The sequence below is a fragment of the Candidatus Eisenbacteria bacterium genome (genome assembly GCA_016867715.1).
Lineage (GTDB): Bacteria > Orphanbacterota > Orphanbacteria > Orphanbacterales > Orphanbacteraceae > VGIW01.
Window position 1 is genome coordinate 1 of sequence record VGIW01000046.1, and the last position, 24,875, is coordinate 24,875.

The following is a 24,875-nucleotide window of genomic DNA, read 5'->3' on the forward strand; positions in this document are numbered from 1 at the left end:
GGCCTGCCGATCCGGCACCATGCTGTTGGCCCGGCGCGCACGGGGTGTCTGAGCCGGCACCCCCTTGCCCCGGGCCCCGGCCGAGAGAACACCGAACCAGTTTCTGTCGGATTGAGGTTGGGAGGCGACGCAAACAGGTGAAAACAGGCTCCCCCTCGTTTCTACGAAGCGCGGGCGAAACCCAGGAGGCAAATCATGAACAGCTTCTTCTTTGAGGTGCGTACTTCCAGGCGCATCGAAACGATCGACATCACCCGGAAGATCGAGGAGCGGCTCCCGAGGACGGCGGCCGGCATCTGCGTCGTCTACTGTCCCCATACGACCGCGGCGATCGCCGTCAACGAAGGAGCCGATCCGGACGTGAAGACCGACATCGAGGATGCTCTCACCGCCCATTTCCCGAGCACCGGCCGCTACCGGCACGCCGAGGGGAACTCGGACGCGCACATCAAGTCCGTGCTCATCGGGCCCTCGAAGATCGTTCCGGTCGAGAACGGGAAGCTCCTCCTCGGCCGCTGGCAGTCGATCTTCTTCTGCGAGCTCGACGGGCCACGAACCCGCACCGTCCGGGCTTATGTCATCGCCGGATCGAGCGCTACAGATCCTTCTGCAGAGTATCGATGAACTTGAGGGCGGGGGCGCTCGGCTTCCGCCCTTTCTTATGGAGAATGGCGAGCGGGCGGCTCCACCCGGAGCCGCTCAGCGTGACCGCCTCCAGATGCCGGGTCCGCACTTCCTCGCGGATGGTCGAGTTGGGCACGATCGCCACGCCCGACCCGATCTCCACCGCCCGCTTGATCGTCTCCACGTTGTCGAAGCGGTGAACGACCCGAACGGTCACCCCTGCGCTTCGAAGCGCCCGATCGATCACCCGGCCGGTCGGCGTGATCGAGTCGAAAGCGATGAGCGGATGCCCGTCCAGCTTCTTCAGGGGGACGGCGACCCCCTTGGCGAACGGGTGTTCGGGCGGGCTGATCAGAACCAGGCGATCCTCCCGAAACGGAATCTGGGTGATCTGCGCGTGGCGGGAAGGGTACGCCACGATCCCAAGGTCGAACGAGAGGTCGAGGAGCCCCTCGTATACTTCGTTGTTCCTCCGGTAATCGAGCTGCAGGTCGACCGAAGGGAACTCCTTCAGAAACGACTTCAGGAACGGCGGCAGGATGTGGAGCCCAACGGACGGGACCGTCGCGAGTCGGAGGCTTCCAGAGACGACGTGGCGAATCCGGTTCAGCTCGTCCCTCGCCTGAGCGAAGCGGTCGAGGATCTCCCGGCTCGCATCATAGAAGATCTTCCCGGCCTCGGTCGGCCGCATCCGCCCCCGCCCCCGCACCACAAGCTGCTGTCCGAGATCGGCTTCCAGCTGACGGATCCGCTGGGAGACGGCCGATTGGGTGAGGTAGTTCCGGGTCGCGGCCCGCGAGAAGCTCTCCGTCTGGATGAGGTCCACGAAGATCTTCAGGGTTTCCAGCATGCTCGATCCCCCGATTAGAGACGCTTATGGTATGTTGATATGTACTTAACAGCAAGCCGAGGATTCGTCAACACTTCTTCTCGGCCCCGCGCGTTCCTCTGGATCGGCTTCTCGATCTAATCATATGATCTTTGAGGCGATACGCCGATTGGGCGAGCGCGGCGGTCGGCGCGCCGCCCTGCCCGCTCCCCGAGCCCGATTCCGCGCGGTAATTGTATCATGAACAACAATTCATTGGACTTCTTCTCGCTTCTCGGGGAGACTGACGGCGTTGCAACAAGAGCGAGTGTCGGCCATCGGGCCCCTTCCGGTTGGACCAAGAGCTTGCACCTTCGCGCCCGATTGGGGTCCGGCCGACCCTCCTGCCCCGGAGAATCGAGTGCTGGCGTCTCACGTTGACCGTCCCATCCGAACTCGCAGGAATCCCGCCAGCAGGCGGCCCCGTTGTATCCCCGCGGAGGCGCCTTCCTCCTGTCGTTCCTTGGGACTACCCAGTTCGTTTCCCGGAGATGGGAAACGTCTGGGGCAACTGCACCCCGTGTGAGGTGGCCCATGATACAAGTGGAATCAGCGGACCAGTTCCTCAAGCAGGTGTCGGGAAGCGTCGCGGAAGGGGAGAGGATCCGGCTTTGTCTTCAGTGCGGGTCCTGCAGCGGCGTCTGCCCCTTCGGCTTCGCGATGGAGTTTCCCCCGCAGGCGATCATCGCCTCGCTGCGCGCCGGGGAGCTCAAGCCGATGCTCGACACCGACTCCATCTGGCTCTGCGTCTCATGCTATGCGTGCACGAACGTCTGCCCGGCGAAGATACCCCTTACGCCAGGTCTCCTCTCGAGCGTGAAGGCGGAGAAGCTAATGAAGAGCTCCGTGCCGACGGAGCTCCAGGACGCGCTCGTGAACGCGCGCAAGTATGGGAACACGGTCGGCGAATCGCCGAGGAAGCGCGCCGACTGGGCCGCGGACTTCACGGTTGAAGTTCCCATTCTCGCGAAGACGAAGAAGCCGGTCGACGTGCTCTGGTATGTCGGGGACTACCCCTCGTACCACGCTCGCGTGCAGCAGGTGACGCGCGCCACAGCCAAGATCTTCAAGGCGCTCGGTGTGTCGTTCGGCATCCTCGGCCCCGAGGAGCAGAGCGACGGCGACGTCTTCCATCTCGCCGGCGAGCGCGGCCTCTTCGAGCTTCTCGCGTCGAAGAACGCGAAGACCTTCGAGAAGTACGAATTCAAGGAGATCGTGACGACCGATCCGCACGCGTACAACACGTTCAAGCACGAATACCCGAAGCTGGGCTATCGCTTCCCCGTGCGGCATTACGCTCAGTTCCTCCACGCGCACCTCGACCGGCTGAGAAGCCTGATGAAGAACAAGCTCGAGGCGCGCGTCGCCTACCACGATCCCTGCGGTCTCGGGCGCGCGAACGACAACCACATCTACGAGGAACCGCGCGAGATCATCGAGGCGATCCCCGGCGCCGAGCTCGTCGAGATGGGCCACAACCGAACCACCAGCATTTGCTGCGGAGGCGGCGGGGGCGGCATGTGGCTCGACGGCTTCGCTTGGGAGAAGGCGGGGACGCGAACGTCCGAGTGGCGCATCCACGAAGCGGTCGCGGCCGGCGCGCAGATCCTCGCCGTCGCCTGCCCGTACGAGACGCCCCGGTTCGACGACGCGGTCAAGAGCACGAATCACGCGAAGGACATCGCGGTGAAGGACATCGCCGAACTCGTGGCGGACGCCATTCAGGGCTAGGAGATTTCGAACATGAACATCGCCGTTCCGATCAAGTTCGTCCCGGATCTCGTCGAAGAGATGGAAATCGATTCGAGCACGGGCAAGCTCGACAGGACGTTCATGCGGCTCGTTCCGAACGAGCTCGACGAACACGCGCTCGAGCAGGCCCTGATCCTCAAGGAGCGCCACGGCGGAACCGTCGCCGTGATCACTCTCGACACGGGAGACGTGGACGAGGCGCTCTTCACCGCCGTCGCGAAGGGGGCCGATCGCGCGATCAAGATCGCGGGCGAAGGCTACGCGGAGGGCGTGACGAGCCACGCCTACGCGGACCTTCTCGCCGAGGCGCTGAAGAACGGCTCCTACGATCTCATTCTCGCGGGAACGCAGGCGGTGGACGATCTCGACGGCTCCGTCGGCGCTCTTCTCGCCGCGAAACTCGGGATCCCCTACGTCGGCTACACCGTCAAGGTCGTCGCGGAAGGCGGCAAGGTCGTCGCGACGAAGGAGTACCCGGGCGGTCTCCTCGCGGAGATCGAGGTGAACCCGCCCGCGGTGATCGGCATCCAGGCGGCCGAGAAGCCGCCGCGCTACGTCGTGACGTCGCTCGTCATGGACGCGATGAAAAAGGCGAAGATCGATGAGGCCGAAGGAGCCGCAGCGGGACTCGAGGGAGCGGCCGAGATCACCGGGATGCGCCCCCCCGAAGCGGGAAAGGGCGCCGAGATGATCGACGGCGACGCGAACGCGGTGGCGGAGAAGCTCGTCGGAATCCTGAAAGAGAAGGGCATTCTTTAATAGATCAAGGAGACGACCGATGGCTCAAGATGTCTGGGTGAACATAGAGACCCTGCGCGGCGAGGTGACGGAGACATCCTACACCATGCTCGCCGCGGGGAAGGCGATCGCGAAAGGACTGGGCGGAAGCCTTCGCGCGGTTCTCCTCGGCAACAACGTGAAGGGACTCGCGGGGAAGCTCGGCGCCGCGGACAGCGTGACCGTCGTCGATCACCCCGCTCTCGCCGACTTCAATCCCGAAGCGCATCTTCTCGCGCTCGCCGATCTCGCGAAGAAGGGCGCACCCCGCGCGTTTCTCTTCGGGCAGACCGCGTCCGGGACTGATCTTGCTTGCGGCCTCGCCGCGAAGCTCGGGTTTCCGGTGGCGAGTCCCTGCCGAACCTTCAAGGTTGAAGGAGGGGAGATCCTCTTCGAGGCGGTCACGTGCGGCGGCAAGATCATCGCGGAGGGAAAGCTCCCTGGACCGACCGGCGTCGCGATCGTCATGCCCGGCGGTTACAAGCCGGAAGAAGCGATGCAGGGCGGCTCGCCGAAAGTGGACGAGGCTTCGCCGGAGTCCGATCTCGGCGCGGCCCGCACCCGCTTCCGCGCCTACATCGAGCCGGACACGAGCGACGTCGACATCAGCAAGGTGCCGATCCTCGTCTCCGTCGGCCGCGGCATCGGCCAGAAGGAGAACATCGAGGCCGCGAAGGAGCTCGCGGCGGCCCTCGGCGGAGAGGTTTCCTCGTCGCGCCCGATCGTGGACCAGGGATGGCTCCCGACCTCGCGCCTCGTCGGCAAGTCGGGCAAGGCGGTCAAGCCGAAGCTCTACCTCGCGCTCGGCATCAGCGGATCGCCGGAGCACATGGAAGGACTCCCCGGCTGGGAGACGCTCGTCGCGATCAACACCGATCAGAAGGCCCCGATCTACGACGTGGCGACCTACGGGGCCGCGGTCGACGTGCTCGAGCTCGTTCCCAAGCTGACCGAGAAGGTCCGCGCGACGAAGAGCTAAACAAGAGGGTGCCATGACAGAAGGACAAGTGATCGCGAGAATCAACTTCTGGGGGATGCACGGCGCGCTCGACACGCTCGTCCACGCGTTCACCTACGTGATTCTTCCCCTTTGCGCGATCATCTTGCTGGTCCGTTTCTTCCGCCACATTCGTCTCTGGTGGAAGGTGGGCCGGCCGGATCGCCGTTGGGACCGACTCGGAACGCGCGTGGGAAGGCTGATTCAATACGGAGTCGTGCAGACCAAGGTCCTCCGCCAGAGATACCCCGGCGTCATGCACGTCCTGATCGCCTGGAGCTTCTTCGTGTTCTTCCTCGGCACGGTGATCGCGACGATCGACGCGGACGTCCCCATCGTCTTCGGAATGGAATCCGACAACGTCGTGCTCATCGGGGACACGTATCTCCTGTACAAGTTCGTTCTGGACATGTTCACGCTTCTCTTTCTCGTGGGCGTCGGCCTGGCGGCCTTCCGGCGATACGTTCAGAAGCCGGAACGCCTGACGCTCTCCTCTCCTTTCACGTACATGCTCGCGATGATCACGCTGATCGTGATCACCGGACTCCTCACCGAATCGACGAGGCTTGCGGCGATTGCGCGCGAGCCGGAGCTTCAGCCCGGCTGGCATCCCGGCCTCGCGTGGTCGACGCCGATCGGTTGGCTGGTCGCGCAAATCTGGCTCGGCGCCGGGATGGGCGTGCCGGCGATCGAGGCCTTTCATTCGGTTCTCTGGATCGTTCACGCGTGCCTCGTGGGGATCTTCTTCCTTACGTTACCCGTGAGCAAGCTGGTCCACATGCTCACCTCTCCCCTCAACACGTTCTTCTCCAAGCTCGACCGCCCGGTCGGGCAGCTCGCCCCGGCTCTGGTGCAGGAGGGAGGAGCGGCCGGCGCCGGCAAGCTCTCCGACCTCACGTGGAAGCAGCTGATGGACGGCGACGCGTGCACCGAGTGCGGCCGCTGCCAGGACGCGTGCCCGGCGCACTACGCGAAGACGCCGCTCTCACCGAAGGAGCTGATGATCTCGATTCGAGAAGGGCTTCACGGGAAGAACGGTTTCGCGAAGACGGGGGCCGACGCGCCCGAGTTCGTCGGGCAGGGGGTCGCCGATCCGGTCCTCTGGTCGTGCACGACGTGCGGCTCGTGCGTCGCCGAATGCCCGGTTCTCATCGAGCACGTCGACTCGATCGTCGACATGCGCCGCTATCTCCTCTATAAGCAGCGGGCCGACGCGGAGCTGATGACGGTGCTCGGGAGCTTCCGGCGCTACGGCAACTCGTTCGGCCAGTCGGATCGGAAGCGGGCGGTCTGGACGAAGGACATCGTCCCGAAGGTCAAGGACATCCGCAAGGAACCGGCCGACACGCTCTGGTTCGTCGGCGACTACGCGTCGTACAGCCAGACCCTCATCGAGCCGACCCAGATGACCGCCCGCGTCTTTCGGAGAGCCGGCATCGACTTCGGAATCCTCTACGACGGCGAGCGGAATGCCGGGAACGACGTCCGGCGCATCGGCGAGGAAGGTCTCTTCGAGATGCTCGCCATGAAGAACAAGCAGGTTCTCGAGAAGTGCGAGTTCAAGGAGATCGTAACCACCGATCCTCACACGCTGAACACGCTGAAGAACGAGTACTTCGCGAAAGGAAACGGAAAGCCGGCGCCGATGATCAGGCACTACTCGGAAGTGCTCGACGATGCGCTCCGGTCGGGGAAGCTGAAGGTCTCAAGGAAACTCGGCTACGCGGTGACCTATCACGATCCCTGTTATCTCGGGCGCTACAACGGAATCTACGAGCCCGCGCGGCGTGTGCTCGAGGCGATCGGCTGCCGCATCGTCGAGATGCCGCGGAATCGATCGAGTGGGTTCTGCTGCGGAGCCGGCGGCGGGCGCATTTGGATGAACGAGGAGGTCGTCAAGCAGAGGCCCAGCGAGGATCGCATCCGGGAGGCGCTGGCGCTCGGAAGCGCGGAATGCTTCGTGGTCGCGTGCCCGAAGGACCTGACGATGTATCGGGACGCGGTCAAGACGATAGGAGCGGAGAACAAGCTCCGCGTGAAGGATCTCATCGAGCTGGTCGACGAGGCGACGGCGGAGGCGGAGACGGCCGCGCCTGCGGTCGAGACGGCCGCCGCCGGATCGACGCTCGATAAGGAGGCAGACGCATGAAAGAGAAAGTAGGGGTCTACGTCTGCCATTGCGGCAGCAACATCGCCGGAATCGTCGATGTTGAAGAAGTGGCCAAGTGGGCGGGCGTCAACCTCGAGGACGTCGTCGTCTCGAAGGACTACAAGTTCATGTGCTCGTCACTCGGCCAGGAGCTCATCGAGGAGGACATCAAGAAGGACGGTCTCACGCGCATCGTGGTGGCGGCGTGCTCGCCCCACCTGCACGAAAAGACCTTCCGCCGCGCGGCCGAGACCGCGGGGATGAACCCGTACCTCACGCAGATGGCGAACATCCGCGAGCACATCTCCTGGACGACCAAGGACAAGAAGGCGGCCACGGAGAAGGTGAAGGCGATGGTCGCCGCGGCGGTTGAGCGCGTGAAAGTCCAGGAGCCGCTCGAGCCGAAATTCGTCGACGTGAACCCGAACACGCTCGTGATCGGAGGCGGAATCGCGGGGATCCAGGCGTCGCTCGAGCTCGCCGACGCGGGTTACCACGTCTACTTGGTCGAGCGCGAGCCGAGCATCGGCGGCCACATGGCCCAGTTCGACAAGACGTTCCCGACGCTCGACTGCTCCGCGTGCATCCTCACGCCGAAAATGAGCGATGTGGGGCTCCACGAGAACATCACGCTCATGACTTGGGCGGAGCTCGAGGAGCTCTCCGGTTCGGTCGGCAACTTCAAGGCGAAGATCCGCAAGCGCGCCAAGTACGTCGACGAGGTGCTCTGCACCGGGTGCGGCATCTGCATCGAGAAGTGCCCGCGCAAGGTCGTGGACAACGTGTTCGAGGCGGGCCTCGGGGTGCGCAAGGCGATCTACGTTCCCTTCGCGCAGGCCGTCCCGAAGTACCCGGTCATCGACACCGAGACGTGCATCTACTTCGACACGGGAAAGTGCAAGGCGTGCGAGAAATTCTGCCCGACCGATGCGATCGTTTGGGATCAGAAGGACGAGATCATCGAGGTGGACGTCGGCAACGTGATCATCGCGACCGGCTGGGATCTCTTCGACTGCAAGCGGATCCCGCAGTACGGGTACGGGCGGATCGCGAACGTCTTCACGAACCTCGAGTTCGAACGGATGTGCAACGCCGCCGGACCGACGGCGGGAAAGATCTTCATGCGGGACGGCGTGACGGAGCCGAAGTCGATCGGCATCGTCCACTGCGTCGGCAGCCGCGACAAAAACTACAACGAGTACTGCAGCGCGGTCTGCTGCATGGCCGCACTCAAGTTCGGGCACCTCGTGATGGAGAAGACCGAGGCCGAGGTCTACTCCTTCTACATCGACATGCGCCCGAACCAGAAGGGGTACGAAGAGTTCTACCAGCGCCTTCTAGACGAGGGGATGAACTTCGTGCGCGGCAAGGTCGCCGACATCTCGGACGTGCCGCGCCTCCCGGGCGAGGAAGGGAAGATCGTCGTCCAGGTGCAGGACACGCTCCTCGGTAAGCAGCGCCGAATCCCGCTCGACGTGGTCGTCCTCATGGGCGCCATGGAGCCCCGCTTCGACGCGAAGGATCTCGGCCTCAAGGTCGGGATCTCGTGCAGCATGGCCGGCTGGTTTACGGAGCGCCACCCGAAGCTCGATCCGGTGGCGACGATGACCGACGGCATCTTCATCGCGGGCGCGTGCCAGGGACCGAAGGACATTCCGGCCGCCGTGGCGCAGGGAGCGGCCGCCGCTGCGCGCGTCCAGGGAATGATCGCGAAGGGCAAGGTGATGATCGAGCCGATCGTGGCGACGATCCGCGAGGAGAGTTGCTCCGGCTGCCGGATCTGCAACAACCTCTGCCCGTACAACGCCATCGAGTACCTCGCGGAGAAGGAAGTGAGCCGCGTCCTCCACGAGCTGTGCAAGGGCTGCGGGACGTGCGTCGCCGCCTGCCCGGCCCAGGCGATCACGGGGGCCCACTTCAGTAACGAGCAGATCTTCGCCGAGCTTAAGGGGATCCTCTACGACGCGATGGGCGAAACGGAGCGGGCGGCCGAGCCCGCCGTGAAGTAGCGGGAGGAAGACGCCGATGAGTGATGGAACCTTCGAACCCAAGATTGTCGGATTCCTGTGCAACTGGTGCTCCTACCGCGCCGCGGATCTTGCCGGTTCTTCGCGCGTGAAATACCCGCCGAACGTCCGGATCATCCGCGTGATGTGCAGCGGACGGGTGGACCCGACCTTCGCCCTGAAAGCGTTCGAGCTCGGGGCGGACGGGGTTCTCCTGGCCGGCTGCCATCCGGGCGAGTGCCACTATCTGGAGCAGAACTACAAGGCGATGCGGCGCTTCTCGATGCTGAAGCACACGCTGCGCGCTATGAAGCTCGAAGAGGAACGTTTCCAACTCCTCTGGGCCTCCGCCGCAGAAGGGAATCGTTTCGCCGAGCACGTCGCCAAGATGACCGAAGAGGTCCGGAAGCTCGGGCCCTTGAGCTGGCGCCGGAACTGGATTGAGAAGGGCCTCGACGACAAGGAGATCGAGAAGTTCTTGAAGGAACACGAGGAAGCGATGGAGGTGCCGGCAAGATGAGCGACAAGGGTAAGCTGGCGCTGTACTGGGCCGCGTCTTGCGGCGGCTGCGAGATCGCGGTGCTCGCCGTCAACGAGAAGATTCTCGACGTGGCGAACGCCTTCGACATCGTCTTTTGGCCGTGTGTCATGGACGGGAAGGTGCGGGACATCGAGAAGATGCCCGACAAGAGCATCGATCTCTGCCTCTTCAACGGAGGCATCCGGAACAGCGAGCAGGAGTACATGGCGCGCCTTCTCCGGAGGAAAGCGAAGGTCTTGGTCGCGTTCGGATCGTGCGCGCACGAGGGGTGCATTCCGGGTCTCGCCAACATGAACTCGCGGGACGAGATTCTCCAGTTCGTCTACAAGGATTCCCCCTCCGCGGACAACCCGAAGGGAGTGCTCCCCGAGGTCGAGACGAAGGTTCCCGAGGGCACGCTTCACCTGCCGTTCTTCTACGACACGCTGAAGACGCTCGGACAGACCGTGGATGTCGATTACTATCTTCCCGGCTGCCCGCCGGAACCGGAGCGGATTTGGGACGCGATCGTCGCGATTCTATCCGGGAAACTCCCGCCGCCCGGCTCGGTGATCGGCGCCGAGACGACCGTTTGCGACGACTGCCCGCGCAAGCGCGAAGAAAAGAAGATCAAGGAGTTCAAGCGCACCTGGCAGATCATCCCGGACACGGAAAAGTGCCTCCTCGAGCAGGGGATCGTCTGTTGCGGGATCGCGACGCGCGCCGGCTGCGGCGCCCTCTGCCCGCAGGTCGGCTCTCCGTGCATCGGCTGCTACGGGCCGAACGCCGGTGTGGAGGACTTCGGCGCCCGCATGATGACCGCGATCGCTTCCGTGATCGACTCCGAGGATCCGGAGGAGATCGATCGGATCATCCAAGAGGGCATTCCCGACCCTGTCGGCACGTTCTACCGGTTCTCTCTCGCGCACAGCTCGCTCCGCCGCTCGAATCGGGCGGGAAACGGGAAACCGGCGGCCAAGGAAGAAGAAGCGGAGGTGAGCGGACGATGAAACGCATCTCGATTGATCCCATCACCCGCCTCGAGGGACACGGGAAGATCGACATCTTTTTGACCCCGGAGGGAGAGGTCGCGAACGCGTATGTTCAGGTGCCGGAGCTGCGCGGCTTCGAGACGTTCTGCGTCGGACGACCGGCCGAGGACATGCCGAACCTGACGAACCGCATCTGCGGCGTCTGCCCCGAGGCGCATCACATGGCGGCGACGAAGGCGCTCGACGCGCTCTTTCACGTCGATCCGCCGCCCACCGCGAAGAAGCTGCGGGAGCTCTTCTACAGCATCTTCTACGCGACGGACCACACGACCCACTTCTACGCGCTCGCGGGGCCCGACTTCGTAATGGGCCCCGACGCGCCGAAGGAGGTCCGCAACATCCTAGGGGTCGTCGGCAAGGTCGGGATGGAGATCGCGGGGAAGGTCCTCAAGATGCGGCGCGACGGCCATCATCTCATCAAGATGATGGGCGGGCGCCCCGTGCATCCGAACTGGGGGCTCCCCGGAGGCGTGAGCCGCGGCATCAACGAGGAGCAGCGAGCGGAGATCGAGAAGCTCGGGCGCGATGCGGTCGAGTTCGCGAAGTTCTCGCTTAAGCTCTTCGGCGATATCGTGCTCAAGAACTCGGACTACGTGAAGATCGTGACGGGGGACATCTATCTCCACAAGACCTACAACATGGGCACGGTCGACGCGAATAACCACGTCAACTTCTACGACGGGAAGATCCGCGTGGTCGGTCCGGACGGCAGAGAGCACGCCAAGTACGACGCGAAGGACTACCGCGAGTACATCGCCGAACGCACCGAGCCTTGGTCATACCTCAAGTTCCCGTACCTCAAGAAAGTCGGATGGAAGGGTTTCACGGACGGCGTCGATTCGGGCGTCTACAAGGCGACCCCACTATCGCGCTTGAACGCCGCGGACGGCATGGCGACGCCGCTCGCGCAGGCCGAGTACGAGAGAATGTACGACACGCTCGGCGGGAAGCCGGTGAACCACACGCTCGCGACCCATTGGGCGCGTCTGGTAGAGCTTCTCTACGCGACGGAGCGCTGGGTGGGGCTCGCGACCGACCCGGAAATCACGGGGAAGGAGTTCCGCGTCCTGCCGACCGAGACGCCGACCGAGGGCGTGGGGAGCGTCGAGGCGCCGCGTGGAACTCTCACCCACCATTTCTGGACCGACGAGAGGGGAATTCTCACGAAAGTGAACCTGGTCGTCGGAACGACGAACAACAACGCGCCGATCAACATGTCGGTCAAGAGAGCGGCGCAAAGCTTGATCCAAAAAGGAAAGCCGGTGAACGAAGGTCTTCTCAACATGGTCGAGATGGCCTTCCGCGCGTACGATCCGTGCTTCGGGTGCGCGACGCACACCCTGCCGGGCCATATGCCGCTCGAGGTGATCCTCCGCGGTCCGGACGGCGAGGTGATCGAGCGGCTCGCGCAGAACATGGACTGAGGGCGGACGTCGAACATGCGAACGCTCGTGCTCGGGCTCGGGAACCCAATCCTGCGGGATGACGGGGTCGGGATCCGCGTCGCGGAGAGGCTTCGGCCTCTCCTCGCGGACCGGCCGGACGTTATCGTGGAGGAGGATTACTGGGGAGGGCTTCGCCTGATGGAGCACATGATCGGTTACGATCGCGCGATCGTAATCGACGCGACGGCTCCGGGGGACGAGCCGGGTCGGATTCGTCTTCTCGCGCCCGACTCGATCCCCACGCAGCGGAGTGCCTCGGCCCACGACGTCAACTTGCCCACGGCTCTCGAGCTCGGGCGAATGGCGGGCGCGCATCTTCCGCCCGCCGAGGAGATTGTTCTCGTCGGGATCGAAGCCGCCGATGTCTTGAACTTCGGAGAAGTCTTTACCCCCGAAGTGGAGGCCGCCGTGCCGCGCGCGACGGAGGCGGTGCTCGCCCTCCTGGACGGGAAGAGGGAAGGAACATGATTTCCACCGAGAAGTTGCGCTACTACTCCTACTTCGCCGGAGTGGACAACGAATCGCTCAAGGCGGTCGCCGAGATCGCCGACGAGAAGACGCTCCACGCGGTCACGGTCCTCTTCAAGGAAGGGGATCCCGCGGACGCGCTCTACATCGTGACGAGCGGACAGGTCGACGTCAGCCTCCAGCTCGGAAGCGGACGCGAGGTCATCGTGGACCAGCTCGTTCCCGGGGATCTTCTCGGGTACTCGGTCTTCGTCGAGCCGCACCGGATGCGCGCCAAGGCGACGGCTCGCAAGGAGTGCACGGTGATCGCGATCGACGCGGAGAAGATCCGAGCGCTCTGCGAGAAGGACACGAAGCTCGGCTTCCTGCTGGTGAAGCAGGTGGCGGCGGCGCTCGCGCACCGCTTGAGCGGAGCGGTTACGCAGATCGCCGCGGCGGAATAAGGATTCGGATTCCGATCGGCATCCAAGTCGGAAGCCCGAAGGAGGAGCCCCGGAAGCGGGGCTCCTTCGCTTTCGGCGCGGGGCCTACTTCGGACCCGCCCCGCGTTCCTGAATCTCTCTCGCCTTCTTCGGATCGCGCACGAGGTCGCTGTGGCAGGGAGGCTTCTCGCCGCGCGACGCGCCTCCGACGGCGGGCGAAGAAGCTTCGCCCGGAAGAGGCTCTCCGTGCTCTTCGAGAATCCCTCTCTGCTCGGGTGTCAGGGCCGGGGATTCCTTCGGCCCGCCTGGGTCGTATCCTTCCGCCTTCCCCGACGCGAACTCCTCGATCTCCCGGCTGATCCGCACCGCGCACCAATCGTGCCCGCACATCGCGCAGAAGTCGGTGTCGATCGAGAGATCCTCGTCGTGAAAGGCCCGAGCGGTGTCGGGATCGAAGGCAAGCGCGATGTGTCTCTCCCAGTTCAGCGCCGCGCGCGCCTTGGAGATCTCGTCGTCCCGGTCGCGCGTTCCCGGAATCCCGAGCGCGATGTCCGCGGCGTGCGCCGCGATCTTGTAGGCGATGCAGCCTTCCTTCACGTCGCGTTTCTTCGGAAGGCCGAGATGCTCCTTCGGCGTAACGTAGCAAAGAAACGCCGCGCCGTGATACGCGGCCGCCGTCGCGCCGATCGCGCTCGTGATGTGGTCGTAGCCGGGAAAGACGTCGGTCACGAGGGGCCCGAGAACATAGAACGGCGCGCCGTGACAGAGAGCGCGCTCGATCTTCATGTTGTACTCGATCTGGTCGAGAGGAATGTGCCCCGGTCCCTCCACCATCGTTTGCACGCCCTTCGCCCACGCCCTCTCGACCAGTTCTCCCAGAACGTAGAGTTCGCGAAGCTGCGCCTCGTCGGTCGCGTCGGCGAGGGAGCCCGGCCGGAGCCCGTCCCCGAGCGAGAAGCTCACGTCATGCGCGCGCGCGATGTCGCAGATCTCGTCGAAGAGATCATAGAAGGGGTTTTGGCGCCCGTGATGAATCATCCACTTCGCGAGGAGCGAGCCTCCCCGCGAGACGATCCCGCTCACCCGGCCGCGCACGTAGGGGAGATGCTCGCGGAGAAGGCCGGCGTGGATCGTGATGAAATCGACTCCCTGCATCGCCTGATGCTCGATCGTGCGGAGGATGTCGGCGTGCGAGAGATCCTCGATCGCGCGCCCGACGATCATCGAGTAGACCGGAACCGTCCCCACGGGAACCGGCGCGCTCCGGATGATCGCCTCGCGCGTCGCGTCGAGGTCCCCGCCGGTCGAGAGGTCCATCACGGTATCCGCGCCCCATCGGACCGCCCAGCGCATCTTCTCGACCTCTTCGTCCGCGGAGCTTTTCACCGGAGACGCGCCGAGGTTCGCATTGATCTTCGTCGTCGCCGCCCGCCCGATCGCGATCGGATCGAGTCCGCATCGAAGATGCGCGCGGTTCGCCGGGATGATCATGCGCCCCGCAACGATCTCGCCCCGCACGTCCTCGGGGGCGAGGTGCGGCTCGCGCTCCGCGGCGCGCTTCATCTCAGGCGTGATCGTGCCGAGGCGGGCGCGCTCGAGCTGCGTCACAGCGTTCTTCTCGCCGCGCGGAGCCGGGTTGAAGTCCCACGCGGTCTTCTCAGACGGCGCCGGCATTCCGGGCGTGTCGGGCGAGGAGAAAGCGAGAGGCGTTCCGACCCCGGGCGGAAGCGCGAAGCTCCCGGGCGCCGTCCCCTCGCGTTTGCTCGACGGGTTCGCCCCGCCGCGAAGAGGCGGTTCATACATAAAGGGCATCCGTCTCCCTTGCGGGTCTTTGGGTTCGCGATGAGACATGGGATCGATCTCCTTGGCAGGCCGAGTGCCGCGTTCCCTACGCCGGTACGAACCGGATCAGGTTCCACGAGTGCTTCTCAGCGTCCCGGCCATCCAGCCGCGATCGGACGGCCGATCGAGCCAGGACGCGCCCCGAGCGTGCGTTTTCATTGTAGCATGGCTCCGGACGAGAGGCGAGCCGCGGCGCCGCGGGCTCTGGGCGGGCCGGGGTGAGAAGACGCGGCTACGGCGCGCGGTCCGCGGGCGAGCATTCCGCGGCGGCCGAAGGAGATCCGGAGCGGCGCGCCGCCATTCTCGCGGCGCCCCGCATGCTTCGCACGAGGTGAAGGCCGAGAGAGACCCCGACATGCTCCTCTTCGTCGATCACGACGTCCGCGCCCGCGATCTCGAGAGCGGCGTGGTACCTGTGGTAGCGCGCGCGGGCGACGATCAGCGCGCGGTCGTTTCGAGAACGCACGGCCTGAACGATCTTCTCGGCCGTTAACGGGTCGGGTACCGTGACCGCGATCGCGCAGGCGGAGGCGACGCGGAGAGAATCCAGAACCTCCACCTGCGTCGCGTCCCCGACGCGCGCCTCGAACCCGTCCTCTTGCGCCTTCCGCGCGAGCTGCGTGTTGAGATCGAGAACCAACACGCGAACGCCGTACTTCTTGAGCGCCTCGCCGACCGCCTCTCCCGCCGGGCCGTAGCCGACGAGGATCACGAGGCCGGACGAATCCGCAAGACCCGACTCGGCGGGAGGCGCGTCCGAGCGCGCGAGACCGACCCGCCGCAACGCTCCGAGAACGAACGACGCGGCCGGACGTGCGCCCGCGACCAAATAGGGGGTCAGGAAGAGCGTCGCCATCATCGTCGCGGCCATCATCTTGAAGAGATCGTCCGTGAGAACGGTCCCCCGTGCGGGACCGGCGATGACGAAAGAGAACTCGCCGATCTGCGCGAGACACACTCCCGCGGCGATCGACTGAAAGTGCGTTTGGCGAAGTGCGCGAAGCACGCCCCACACGATCGCTGCCTTCCCGACGACGACCGCCGCGACGACCCACGCGATCAGACGAACATGGCTCACCATCCATCCCGGATCGGAGAGCATTCCCACCGACCCGAAGAAGAGCGCGACGAGGAGGACACGGAGCACGGCGAGATCCGCGCGGACCTGGGCGGCATAGGGGGACTCCGCGAGGAGAAGGCCCGCGACGAACGCACCGAGCGCCGGGGAGAGCCCCATCTCGTGGGCCATCCAGATCGACGCGAGCGCGGCGACCATCGCGAAGAGAACCGGAAGCTCGCGATTTCGAATCCGGGCGGTTGCGATGAGAACGCGGGGAGCGAGAATGTTGAAGAGAAGGTAGAGAAGAGTCATCGCCGCGAGAAGCATGAGGCCCGAGCGGCCGAGAGCGGGCAAGATCCCGCCGTGAGACGAATCCGTGAGAACGCCGGAGAGAAGGACGAGCGGGATCACGGCGAGGTCTTGCAGGAGAAGGATTCCGAGCGCGTGGCGACCGTGCACGCTGTCGACCTCGGCGCGGGTCATGAGCATGCGCAGCACGCCGGCGGTGCTGCTCAAGGCGAGCGCGCCGCCGAGGACGATCGCTCCGCGAGGCGAGACCCCGAGAGCCGACGCGGCGGCTGCGGCGAGAAGGCCGGTCGCGACGACTTGAAGCGTTCCCCCGCCCAGCGCGATCGGTCCCATTTCGCGGAGGCGCTTCCACGAGAACTCGAGGCCGACCGAGAAGAGGAGGAGCGCGACCCCGACCTCCGCGAGCCCGGTGATCTCCTCGCCGGTCGCCGCGATGTCGAGCCCGTTCGGCCCGAGGAGCGCCCCGGCCAGCAGGTATCCGAGGAGCGCGCTCTGGCGCAGCCGCTCGCACAGGGCCCCGAGCGCGAGGGCGGCCGCGAGGAGAGCTCCCACATCGAACAGAATCGCCCAGAAGTCCATCGAGAGGAGTATGCCGATTGAAGGGAGCGGCGGCTAGCCAGGATTTAGCGGCAATCCGTCAGAAGTGTGCTTCTTGCGCGGCCGCCGGGGCGCGGGGCGAGGGGGTGAACCGGCGAGTTCCCGAGCGCGCCGGGCCTTGCCGAGCCGGCACCGTGTCGTGGGCCCGGCGCGCTCGGGGTGTCTCTTCCGGCACCCCCTCGCCCCGGGCCCCGGCCGAGAAACACAGGTTGGGCTTCTGTCGAATTGAGATGATGCCCGGGAAGCGCGCGTCATCGAACGATCATCGCGCGTCGCGTGAGGTTCCCGCGCGGCGACTCGAGGCGCACGAGATAGAGGCCGAGGCCCGCGCGCCGGCCCGCGTCGTTCCGGCCGTCCCACGCGTGCGTGTGGAAACCGGGCGCGTGAAGACCCGAGACGATCGTCCGCACGAGACGCCCGTTCGGATCGAACACGCGAAGCGCGACCGGCGAGGAAGAGGGGATCTCGAAAGCAAGGAGGCACTCCTCGGAGAACGGGTTCGGCCGGATCGGGAAGAAGGCGAAGCGGCGGCTTCCGGGACCGCCGAGCCGGTACCATTCCACCCGCGCGATCGGAAAGCGCTCCGACCCGGACGGCGCCGCGCCCCCCCAGACGAGATCGAGCGAGGGCTCGCCCCCCTCTCCCCACGAGAGCGAGACGAGATCGTACCTCTTTCCGCCGTCCAAAACGCGCGGCTCCCCCTCCTTGAAGGCGAAGACGACGACGAGATTTCTTCCATCCTGAACGATCGCCGTGTGAAGCAACGGATCGAGGGGCCTCGCGCGGATCGCCGGAGCGCCCGCGCCCTCCGGAAGGAGCAGCCGAAACGCGCCCGCACGCACGCTCCCGGTCCCCTCGAGCGAAACGACGAACGAATCGGGAGAGGCCCCGATCCAGAGAACCCCCTCGGCTCCCGGGATTTCCTCCGCCGCCGGACGCTCGAGAAGGAGGTTCGTCCCGAGGAGAGACGGAAGGATCCCGAGGTCCGCCGGGCCGACCGCGCGGTCGCGATCAACATCCGCGAGACCAAGGCGAACGACCGGCGCCCAGAGAGGGAGGACGTCGAGAAGATGATCGATGAGCGCCGCGGCGTCCCTCTCGTCGATGTTTCCGTTTCCGTTGCAGTCGCCGAGAGGATACTGCTTCACGAAGAGGCCCACGCTCACGGTGTCCGCCGGACGGGAGGCGAGGTCCGTCCAAAGAAAGAGGCGCCCGTCGAACTCGCCGGAGGGGAGCTCGTTCGCGAGAACGCCTACCCAGAGCGTCTCGCTTTCTCCGGCGCCGAGATCCCCTTCGTCCGGGATCACGCGGATCCACGGATCGGACGGGGTGATCGACCACTCGAAGCCGATCTCCCCCTCGTTCCGGATGATCACCTCATCCGGCTCCGGATCCGGAGGGCTTCCCCCCGCGGGGCCGCCAAGGGGGTCGTGGCCGAACGAGACGGTTCGGCGGGAGAGGTCGAACGCGCCGATCGCTTCACGTGTGAAGCGACGAGGAAGGGAGAAGTCGCCCTCGCCGCACTCGGCGAAAGAAGAGACGCGCCATTCGTAACCGCCGGGAGGCAAGCGGTCGATCCGCAAGGAATCCGCGTCCCTCGCGAGAAGCGTGTCGGCGATCGGGTTCGGCGGATCCCCGGAAGACCACGCTCGGAAACGGCTTCCGGTCGCGCCGTCCGGCGGATACCAGAGAAAGACGATCGGCGCGCCGCCCGCAACGGAAGCCCCGTCGGGCGGCCAGAAGAGAACGGGCGGAGGCGGCGGGGCGAGCCGGGTTCCCGCGACGCGCCCGCTCGAGGAGACGGCGCACAGTCCGACCGCGCGCACCTCATAGAGATGCGTCCCCGGCGCGGGACGGTCCGCGAAGCGCTCCGTGTTGGCGGGGAGAAGCGCGATGCTCTCCTCGTTCCGGAGAACCTCGAACGCGGTCTCGTCGTCCGAATCGTCGCGCCACGAGAGAACGAGGCTGTCGCAGCGCTCCTCCGTCGCGCGAAGATCCGCCGGCGGGCGCGGGGAGCCGGGAAGGACCGTCCCGGCCGCGGGCGCGCTCCTCGAGCGTCCGCATCGGTTCACCGTCTCGATCTCGTACGCGTGGGTTCCGGAGAAGACGCGGTCCGTGTAGCTCGATTCTCCCGGCTTCAGCGCGGCGAGGAACGCCCCATCCCTGAACACATAAAGCGAATCGACGAGCGCGTCCCCTTTCCAATCGAGACGGACAACGACGCAGGATGTGTCGCTCGCCGTAAGGTTCGCGGCCGGAAGAGGAGGGCCGGCGGCCAAACCGATCGCCTCGACCGGCGCCGAGAAGCCGCACCGGTTCTCCGCCACCACGCCGTACCGATGCGTCCCCTCGGCGCTGTCCGCATAGGATCGCTCCTCGGCGGAGAGAATCGCGAGAAGCGCGCCGTCCCGATCGACCCGGTAACGCTCCGCCCGCGCCGCGCCGTCCCAGGAGAGACGAACGACGGAGCAGAGACCCCGGCTCGCCGTGAGTCCCTCGACCGGATCGGGGGCGGGCCGAAGAACAGCGCCCGTGTCCGCGATCGCATCCGACCATCCGCACGCGTTCCTCGCGGCGACGGAGTAGACGTGCGTCCCCGTCGCTCCCGAATCCGCGTGGAACGAGAGCCCGGCATCGAGCGTCGCGAGGATCTCGCCGTCCCGGAAGAGACGGACGCTGTCCGCCCCCGCAGGAGCTTCCCACCTCAAGAAAACCGCGCCGCAGAGCGTGTCGCTCGCGGAGAAGGCGACCGGCGAGCCCGGGTTCGGAGGAAGCGCGCTTCCGGACGCGAAGACGGAATCCGAGGCTCCGCACCGGTTCCTCGCGAGGAGCGCGTAGCGATGAACGCCGGCCGAGACGGTATCGACCTGGAATCGGGCGGTCGCCGGAAGGACCGCGATGCGCGCGCCGTCCCGATGCACTTCGTACGATTCCGCTCGATCCGACTCCTCCCACTCGAGACGAACGGCGGAGCAGAGCCCGTCGCTCGCGGCGAATCCGGACGGAGCTTCAGGGGGGGGCGGGAGGACCGAGCCGACCGCGCGCTCTTCGTTCGACCATCCGCACTTGTTCCACGCGCGGATGCCGTAGACGGAGCTGCCCGAGGGGATCGTGTCGAAGAAGACGGTCGCCGACGAGGGGAGCATTGCGAGCGTCTCTCCGTCCCGCGTGAGGGAATAACCGGCCGCGCCGATCGACGCGGGCCACGCGAGGCGGACGATCGAGCAGGAAGTGTCGCTCGCCGTGAACGGGCGCGGCCGGTCCGGCGCGCGAAGAACCGATCCCGAGTCGGTCGAGGCCCCCGACCATCCGCAGCTGTCCCCCGCGGCGACCGCATACGCGTGCGTTCCGGGAGGCGGCGAGTCTTCATAGAAGAGAACATCGGCGGGAAGCGAGACGAGAAGATCGCCGTTCCGGAAGAGCCGGTACGCCGCCGCTCCGGGCGATGCAATCCAGTCGACGCGCACGATCGAGCAGGAGGTGTCGCTCGCCGCGATCGCGGCCGGAGGATCGGGAGGCGGCGTCGCGGCACCGATCGCGGAAGCCGGCGCCGACCATCCGCACGAGTTCCCTGCCTGCACTTCGTAACGATGCTCGCCGCGCGAGGGACGGTCGTCGTAGGTCGTCCGCGGCGAGGAAACGACCGCGATCGGCCCGCCGTCGCGCAACACCCGATAATGTGCCGCGCCCGACGACGGATCCCACGAAAGCCGGACGATCGCGCAAAGCCCCTCGCTCGCGGTGAGGTTCTCGGGTTTCGCGGGCAGCCTCTCGGGAGAGCCGATCGCCTGCGCCGAAAGCGCCGATTCCCCGCACCCGTTGTAGGCGAGCACGCGATACGCGCTCGGCCTCGAGGGCGCCCCCGCGTCTTCGTACGAAGTCGCGTTCGCCGCCGCTTCTGCGATCTTCGTCCCGTCGCGGAAGATCCGGTATCCCGACTCGCCCGCGACATCGTTCCACTCGACCCGCACGCGCCCGCAGAGGTTCGACGAGGCCCGCACGCCGAAGGGAGCAGCCGGAGGATCGCACGCATATCGCGCGATCCGGGACGCCGGAACGCGGCCCGCCTCCTGGAACGACCCGCCCGCGACGAGCCCGCCGCGAAACACGGCGAGCGCGCGCACCCTTCCGTCCGGTCCGAGATGAAACGCCTCCCACGAGGGGGAACGGAAGCGAGCGATATTCTTCGTCGGGATGCCGTCCGCGCGGTCGAAGAGACCTCCCGCCGCGGGCGCGCCGTCGAACGAAGCGAAGCAATGAACCGTCCCGCTTGTTCCGCCCCCGAGAGCGCCCCACGCGGAGCCGTTCCAAACGGCGACTCGGCTCGCCGGCGATCCTCCCGCGAGGGCGAAATCGCCGCCGGCAAGAAGAAGACCGCCTTCAACGAGAAGAGCGCGAACCGTTCCGTCGGTTCCCGCGCCGAGAGAGGACCACGAAGAGCTGTTCCATCGCGCGACGTTCGGGGCGGGCGCGCTTCCTGCTGACATAAACGATCCACCTGCGAAGAGATCCCCCCCGAGAACCGCGAGCGCATGGACAGGCCCGTCGGTTCCGGCGCCGAGAGCGCTCCACGCGCTTCCGTCCCAGACCGCGAGGTTGGACGCGGGAACACTTCCCGCGGAGGCGAAGGAGCCGGCGGCGACGAGCCGGCCGTCGTACACCGCGAGCGCCCGAACCGGTCCGTCCGTGCCGCCTCCGAGCGGCGCCCACGACGATCCGTTCCAGCGCGCGATCCGGCTCGCGGCGGCGCCCCCCGCCTCGGTGAAATCGCCTCCCGCGACGAGCGCGCCGTTCCAAATCGCGAGCGCCTCGACCGGACCGTTCAGACCCGCGCCGAGCGCGCTCCAGGATTGCCCGTCCCACCGCGCGACGCGGTTCGCCGCCGCGCCCCCCGCCTCGGTGAAATCGCCGCCGGCGATGAGCGCGTCGCCGAAAACGACGAGCGCTCGCGCGTCGCCATTCAGTCCGGATCCGAGCGGATGCCAGGCGGGGATCCCCACGGGCGTTCCGCCGCCGGGGGGAACCAGCGTCTCGTCCGCGCGCGCGCCGCCGATCGCGACGAGCAGAACAAAGAAGACGAGAAGAACCGAGGGGGCGGCGCCGTGCGGCGCGGCGCGGAAGATCCGCCGATCGCCGGCGGCGTCGACTCTCGCGGAAATCGGAAGAAGCACGGCCCACCTCCTCCGCTCCGGGCGCGCGGCGCCTCGCCCGGAGGGATGCGGAACCCCGGGGACACCGCCCGCGCGATGATCCGGACGGCTCCCCGTTCGACGCCGCCATTCTATCGAAAGCCGCGCGCGCTCACAAGCCGGGCTGGAATTCGGTACATGATACCCTAATTCTGAATACCCTGTTTCGAAATTCGGTAAATTTGAATTCGGTACCTGATACCCTGTTTCCGAGCGGCGACTCGACAGATGGCAGGACTCTCCACAAACAAGGTATCAAATAGGGTATCAGGTACCGAACTAACGCGGGTGGGCGTACTCCGGGTGATCGATGGTTCGGATCCGCTCGACGTACTCCGCGTCGGAGACCTCGTTTCTCCAGATTCCGGCCGCCCGCGCTGCCGCATAGCCCGCCGTGAAGAGAAGGACGACCGCGAAGGCGAACGACAAGACGCCGATCCGCCGCCGCTTCGCGCCCAGCGCGAGGGCCGGCTCGACCGGACACGCCGCCACGCAGTCGAGACACCCCGTGCACTCGACGCTCAACGTCTCCTTCTTGGACGAGACGGGAAGCCTCGCCATGCAGACCCGGTCGCAGATGCCGCATCCGGTGCACGCCTCGTCGTTCCGGCGGATCCGCACAGGAGATCGCCACGAGAAGAAACCGAGAAGCGCGCCGTACGGGCAGAGAAAGCGGCACCACGCCCCCTGAACGAAGACCGAGGCGACGGCGAGAACCGCGAGCAGCGCCGCCGCGGTCGTTCCGAGCCTCGCGAAGAAGAGGTACATCTTCACGTCGGAAACGCGGTTGTAGGGCGACTCGATGAAGCCGCGAAGCTCCGCGGCGCTCATGCCGAAGATCGCCCAAAGGAAGAACGCGAGAAGGAGATACTTGAGACTTCGAAGTCCGATGTCGACCGGACGCGGCGGCCGGAAGTTCCTTCGAAAGAGCTTCTGTCCGACGCGGGCGAGCGATTCCGAGAGGAGCCCGACCGGACAGATCCACGAGCAGAACGCCTTGCGAAGAAAAAGCGCCGTCGCGATGAAGATGACGAAGAGAACCGTCGCCGCGGGGTGGACCCTGTTCAGCGTCCCCTGATGGATCCAGTCGAGAAGCCCCATGAGCCCGCTGATCGGGAGAAAGCCCTCCACCCCCGGAGGGCGAACGGGAAGAGGCGTTCGACCCTCGCGGGCGGCATCGAGGAAGAAGGCGAACTGCACGCCGAGGAAGACGCAAAGGAGAGCGAACGCGGTCTGCACGACGAGCCGCGCGCGAAACGACAGGTACGGCTTGACCCCCGCCGTTCCGCGAAGCCACGACGCGGCCTTCGCCGCCCGCTCGGCTGCGAACCTTGAGACGTGAATCACGCGCGAACCTCCTCGGGGGGATTCTCCGGGCCCGGGTGGAGCAGCCGAAGCGCGTTGAACACGACGAGAAGCGAGACCCCCATGTCGGCGCCGATCGCGCCCCACAGCGAGGGGTGCCCCGCGAACGTGAGCGCGACGAACGCCCCCTTCACGGCGATCGACGCGGCCACGTTCTGTTTAATAATGGAGAGCATTCGTCGCGCGTGCCGCACGAGCCAGGGGAGCCGGAGAAGGTCGTCGCTCATGAGCGCGACATCCGCCGTCTCGATCGCGGCGTCCGATCCGGCGGCGCCCATCGCGATCCCGACGCTCGCGCGCGCCATCGCGGGGGCGTCGTTGACGCCGTCCCCGAGCATCCCGACCGTTTCGTGCGCGCGCGAGAGATCTTCCACCGCGCGCACCTTGTCCTCGGGGAGAAGCTCCGCGCGCACCTCGTCGACGCCTGTCTTACGGCCGACCGCGTCGGCCGTGCCGCGGTTGTCTCCGGTCAGCATGACGATCGGGCGGATCCCCGCCGCGCGGAGCGCGTCAATCGCGCGGCGCGCATCCGGACGCACGGCATCCGCGAGCGCGATGAACCCGCAAACGTGATCGTCCGTGCCGGCGACGACCACGCTCGATCCGCCCGCGCTGAGCGACGTGATCCGCTCCCGCACCTCGTCGTCCTCGTGTCCCCTCTCCTCGAGATAGCGATGCGATCCGACCCAGACGGGGCGCCCTCTGAGAACGGCGCCCGCTCCCTTGCCGCGCACCGCGCGATACTCCTCGGCCGGCTCCGGACGGATTCCGAGCGACGCGGCGTGACGGACGATCGCGCGGGCGAGAGGGTGCTCCGAACGCGCCTCGATTGCGGCGACGATCGCGACGAGCTCGCTCTCGGTATGCCCCCTCGCCGGAACGACCGCGCACACGGACGGGCGCCCTTCGGTCAGCGTGCCGGTCTTGTCGATCGCGAGGGCGCGAAGACGCGCGACCGCCTCCAGGAAGCGCCCGCCCTTCACGAGAACGCCGCGCCGCGCGGACGCCGCGAGCGCCGCGACGACGCTCACCGGCGTCGAGATCACGAGCGCGCACGGACACGCGATGACGAGAAGCACGAGCGCTTGATAGACCGACCGGGACCACGCGCCGCCGAAGAGGAGCGGCGGAAGCGCCGCGACGAGAAGAGCGAGGCCGATCATGACCGGCGTGTAGATGCGCGCGAACTTCTCGACCCACTGCTCGCTCGGCGCACGCCGCGACCTCGCCTCCTCCACCATTCGGATGATGCGCGCGACGGTCGTGTCCTTCGCCTCTTTCGTGGATCGGATCTCGACGGCGCCGTCGCCGTTGATCGTTCCGGCGAACACCTCGTCTCCTTCTTCTTTGTTCACGGGGAGCGATTCTCCCGTGATCGGAGCTTGGTTCACCGACGTCGATCCGCGGACGAGAACGCCGTCGACGGGAATCCT

General features: G+C 66.3%; 17 protein-coding genes and 1 riboswitch. Of the genes, 11 read left to right on the forward strand and 6 right to left on the reverse strand.

Features of this window, described 5'->3' with window-relative positions; all coding sequences use genetic code 11:
* Window positions 1–195: 195 nt before the first annotated feature.
* The gene (locus tag FJY73_09000) at window positions 196–624 is read left to right on the forward strand and encodes a YjbQ family protein (protein ID MBM3320796.1); all 429 of its coding nucleotides are present in this window, start codon (window positions 196–198) and stop codon (window positions 622–624) included.
* On the opposite strand, the gene FJY73_09005 is transcribed toward FJY73_09000, so the two are convergent.
* On the reverse strand, window positions 596–1,474 hold the full coding sequence (locus FJY73_09005; protein ID MBM3320797.1) for a LysR family transcriptional regulator: 879 nt from the start codon (window positions 1,472–1,474) through the stop codon (window positions 596–598). The two genes, FJY73_09000 and FJY73_09005, sit on opposite strands and share 29 nt — an antisense overlap.
* A 552-nt stretch (window positions 1,475–2,026) precedes the next feature.
* Here FJY73_09005 and FJY73_09010 point away from each other — a divergent pair.
* Genes FJY73_09010 through FJY73_09055 form a run of 10 tightly spaced genes read left to right on the forward strand, consistent with a single transcriptional unit; the run spans window position 2,027 to window position 13,101 of the window.
* The gene (locus tag FJY73_09010) at window positions 2,027–3,223 is read left to right on the forward strand and encodes a (Fe-S)-binding protein (GenBank protein ID MBM3320798.1); all 1,197 of its coding nucleotides are present in this window, start codon (window positions 2,027–2,029) and stop codon (window positions 3,221–3,223) included.
* A 12-nt stretch (window positions 3,224–3,235) separates the two neighbouring features.
* Window positions 3,236–4,003, forward strand: coding sequence for an electron transfer flavoprotein subunit beta (locus FJY73_09015; GenBank protein MBM3320799.1), 768 nt, complete (start codon window positions 3,236–3,238; stop codon window positions 4,001–4,003).
* Window positions 4,004–4,022: 19 nt separating this feature from the next.
* Entirely contained in the window at window positions 4,023–5,000 is a 978-nt protein-coding gene (locus FJY73_09020; protein MBM3320800.1) for an electron transfer flavoprotein subunit alpha/FixB family protein, read from the forward strand.
* A gap of 13 nt (window positions 5,001–5,013) precedes the next feature.
* The gene (locus FJY73_09025) at window positions 5,014–7,167 is read left to right on the forward strand and encodes a 4Fe-4S dicluster domain-containing protein (GenBank protein ID MBM3320801.1); all 2,154 of its coding nucleotides are present in this window, start codon (window positions 5,014–5,016) and stop codon (window positions 7,165–7,167) included.
* Complete coding sequence (locus tag FJY73_09030) at window positions 7,164–9,176, forward strand: CoB--CoM heterodisulfide reductase iron-sulfur subunit A family protein (GenBank protein ID MBM3320802.1); 2,013 nt, start codon at window positions 7,164–7,166, stop codon at window positions 9,174–9,176. The genes FJY73_09025 and FJY73_09030 overlap by 4 nt, the downstream gene beginning before the upstream one ends.
* A 16-nt stretch (window positions 9,177–9,192) precedes the next feature.
* A complete protein-coding gene (locus tag FJY73_09035; GenBank protein MBM3320803.1) occupies window positions 9,193–9,693 on the forward strand; it encodes a hydrogenase iron-sulfur subunit in 501 nt (166 codons plus the stop codon).
* Window positions 9,690–10,703, forward strand: a complete 1,014-nt coding sequence (locus tag FJY73_09040; protein ID MBM3320804.1) for an oxidoreductase — start codon at window positions 9,690–9,692, stop codon at window positions 10,701–10,703. The genes FJY73_09035 and FJY73_09040 overlap by 4 nt, the downstream gene beginning before the upstream one ends.
* The gene (locus FJY73_09045; protein ID MBM3320805.1) at window positions 10,700–12,169 is read left to right on the forward strand and encodes a Ni/Fe hydrogenase subunit alpha; all 1,470 of its coding nucleotides are present in this window, start codon (window positions 10,700–10,702) and stop codon (window positions 12,167–12,169) included. Before FJY73_09040 ends, FJY73_09045 begins: the two co-directional genes overlap by 4 nt.
* Window positions 12,170–12,184: 15 nt before the next feature.
* Entirely contained in the window at window positions 12,185–12,658 is a 474-nt protein-coding gene (locus FJY73_09050) for a hydrogenase maturation protease (protein ID MBM3320806.1), read from the forward strand.
* Window positions 12,655–13,101, forward strand: a complete 447-nt coding sequence (locus FJY73_09055) for a cyclic nucleotide-binding domain-containing protein (protein ID MBM3320807.1) — start codon at window positions 12,655–12,657, stop codon at window positions 13,099–13,101. Before FJY73_09050 ends, FJY73_09055 begins: the two co-directional genes overlap by 4 nt.
* An 84-nt stretch (window positions 13,102–13,185) precedes the next feature.
* On the opposite strand, the gene thiC is transcribed toward FJY73_09055, so the two are convergent.
* From thiC to FJY73_09080, 5 genes are all read right to left on the reverse strand, one after another.
* Entirely contained in the window at window positions 13,186–14,883 is a 1,698-nt protein-coding gene (gene thiC, locus FJY73_09060) for a phosphomethylpyrimidine synthase ThiC (GenBank protein MBM3320808.1), read from the reverse strand.
* 64 nt (window positions 14,884–14,947) lie between these two features.
* Window positions 14,948–15,076: riboswitch (TPP riboswitch) on the reverse strand.
* Window positions 15,077–15,154: 78 nt separating this feature from the next.
* Complete coding sequence (locus tag FJY73_09065) at window positions 15,155–16,870, reverse strand: cation:proton antiporter (GenBank protein MBM3320809.1); 1,716 nt, start codon at window positions 16,868–16,870, stop codon at window positions 15,155–15,157.
* 269 nt (window positions 16,871–17,139) lie between these two features.
* Entirely contained in the window at window positions 17,140–22,059 is a 4,920-nt protein-coding gene (locus FJY73_09070; protein MBM3320810.1) for a hypothetical protein, read from the reverse strand.
* A 297-nt stretch (window positions 22,060–22,356) separates the two neighbouring features.
* On the reverse strand, window positions 22,357–23,424 hold the full coding sequence (locus FJY73_09075) for a 4Fe-4S binding protein (GenBank protein MBM3320811.1): 1,068 nt from the start codon (window positions 23,422–23,424) through the stop codon (window positions 22,357–22,359).
* On the reverse strand, window positions 23,421–24,875 hold a 1,455-nt coding region (locus FJY73_09080; GenBank protein MBM3320812.1), incomplete at its 5' end, for a heavy metal translocating P-type ATPase. The genes FJY73_09080 and FJY73_09075, both read right to left, overlap by 4 nt.

What these genes read in the sequence shown, in the direction of transcription:
- FJY73_09040 (MBM3320804.1), top strand. Translation starts at nt 9,690, where the DNA reads ATGAGCGACAAGGGTAAGCTGGCGCTGTACTGGGCCGCGTCTTGCGGC.
- FJY73_09035 (MBM3320803.1), top strand. Translation starts at nt 9,193, where the DNA reads ATGAGTGATGGAACCTTCGAACCCAAGATTGTCGGATTCCTGTGCAAC.
- FJY73_09000 (MBM3320796.1), top strand. Translation starts at nt 196, where the DNA reads ATGAACAGCTTCTTCTTTGAGGTGCGTACTTCCAGGCGCATCGAAACG.
- FJY73_09055 (MBM3320807.1), top strand. Translation starts at nt 12,655, where the DNA reads ATGATTTCCACCGAGAAGTTGCGCTACTACTCCTACTTCGCCGGAGTG.
- FJY73_09045 (MBM3320805.1), top strand. Translation starts at nt 10,700, where the DNA reads ATGAAACGCATCTCGATTGATCCCATCACCCGCCTCGAGGGACACGGG.
- FJY73_09065 (MBM3320809.1), bottom strand. Translation starts at nt 16,870, where the DNA reads ATGGACTTCTGGGCGATTCTGTTCGATGTGGGAGCTCTCCTCGCGGCC.
- FJY73_09030 (MBM3320802.1), top strand. Translation starts at nt 7,164, where the DNA reads ATGAAAGAGAAAGTAGGGGTCTACGTCTGCCATTGCGGCAGCAACATC.
- FJY73_09010 (MBM3320798.1), top strand. Translation starts at nt 2,027, where the DNA reads ATGATACAAGTGGAATCAGCGGACCAGTTCCTCAAGCAGGTGTCGGGA.
- FJY73_09020 (MBM3320800.1), top strand. Translation starts at nt 4,023, where the DNA reads ATGGCTCAAGATGTCTGGGTGAACATAGAGACCCTGCGCGGCGAGGTG.
- FJY73_09005 (MBM3320797.1), bottom strand. Translation starts at nt 1,474, where the DNA reads ATGCTGGAAACCCTGAAGATCTTCGTGGACCTCATCCAGACGGAGAGC.
- FJY73_09025 (MBM3320801.1), top strand. Translation starts at nt 5,014, where the DNA reads ATGACAGAAGGACAAGTGATCGCGAGAATCAACTTCTGGGGGATGCAC.
- thiC (MBM3320808.1), bottom strand. Translation starts at nt 14,883, where the DNA reads ATGTATGAACCGCCTCTTCGCGGCGGGGCGAACCCGTCGAGCAAACGC.
- FJY73_09015 (MBM3320799.1), top strand. Translation starts at nt 3,236, where the DNA reads ATGAACATCGCCGTTCCGATCAAGTTCGTCCCGGATCTCGTCGAAGAG.
- FJY73_09050 (MBM3320806.1), top strand. Translation starts at nt 12,185, where the DNA reads ATGCGAACGCTCGTGCTCGGGCTCGGGAACCCAATCCTGCGGGATGAC.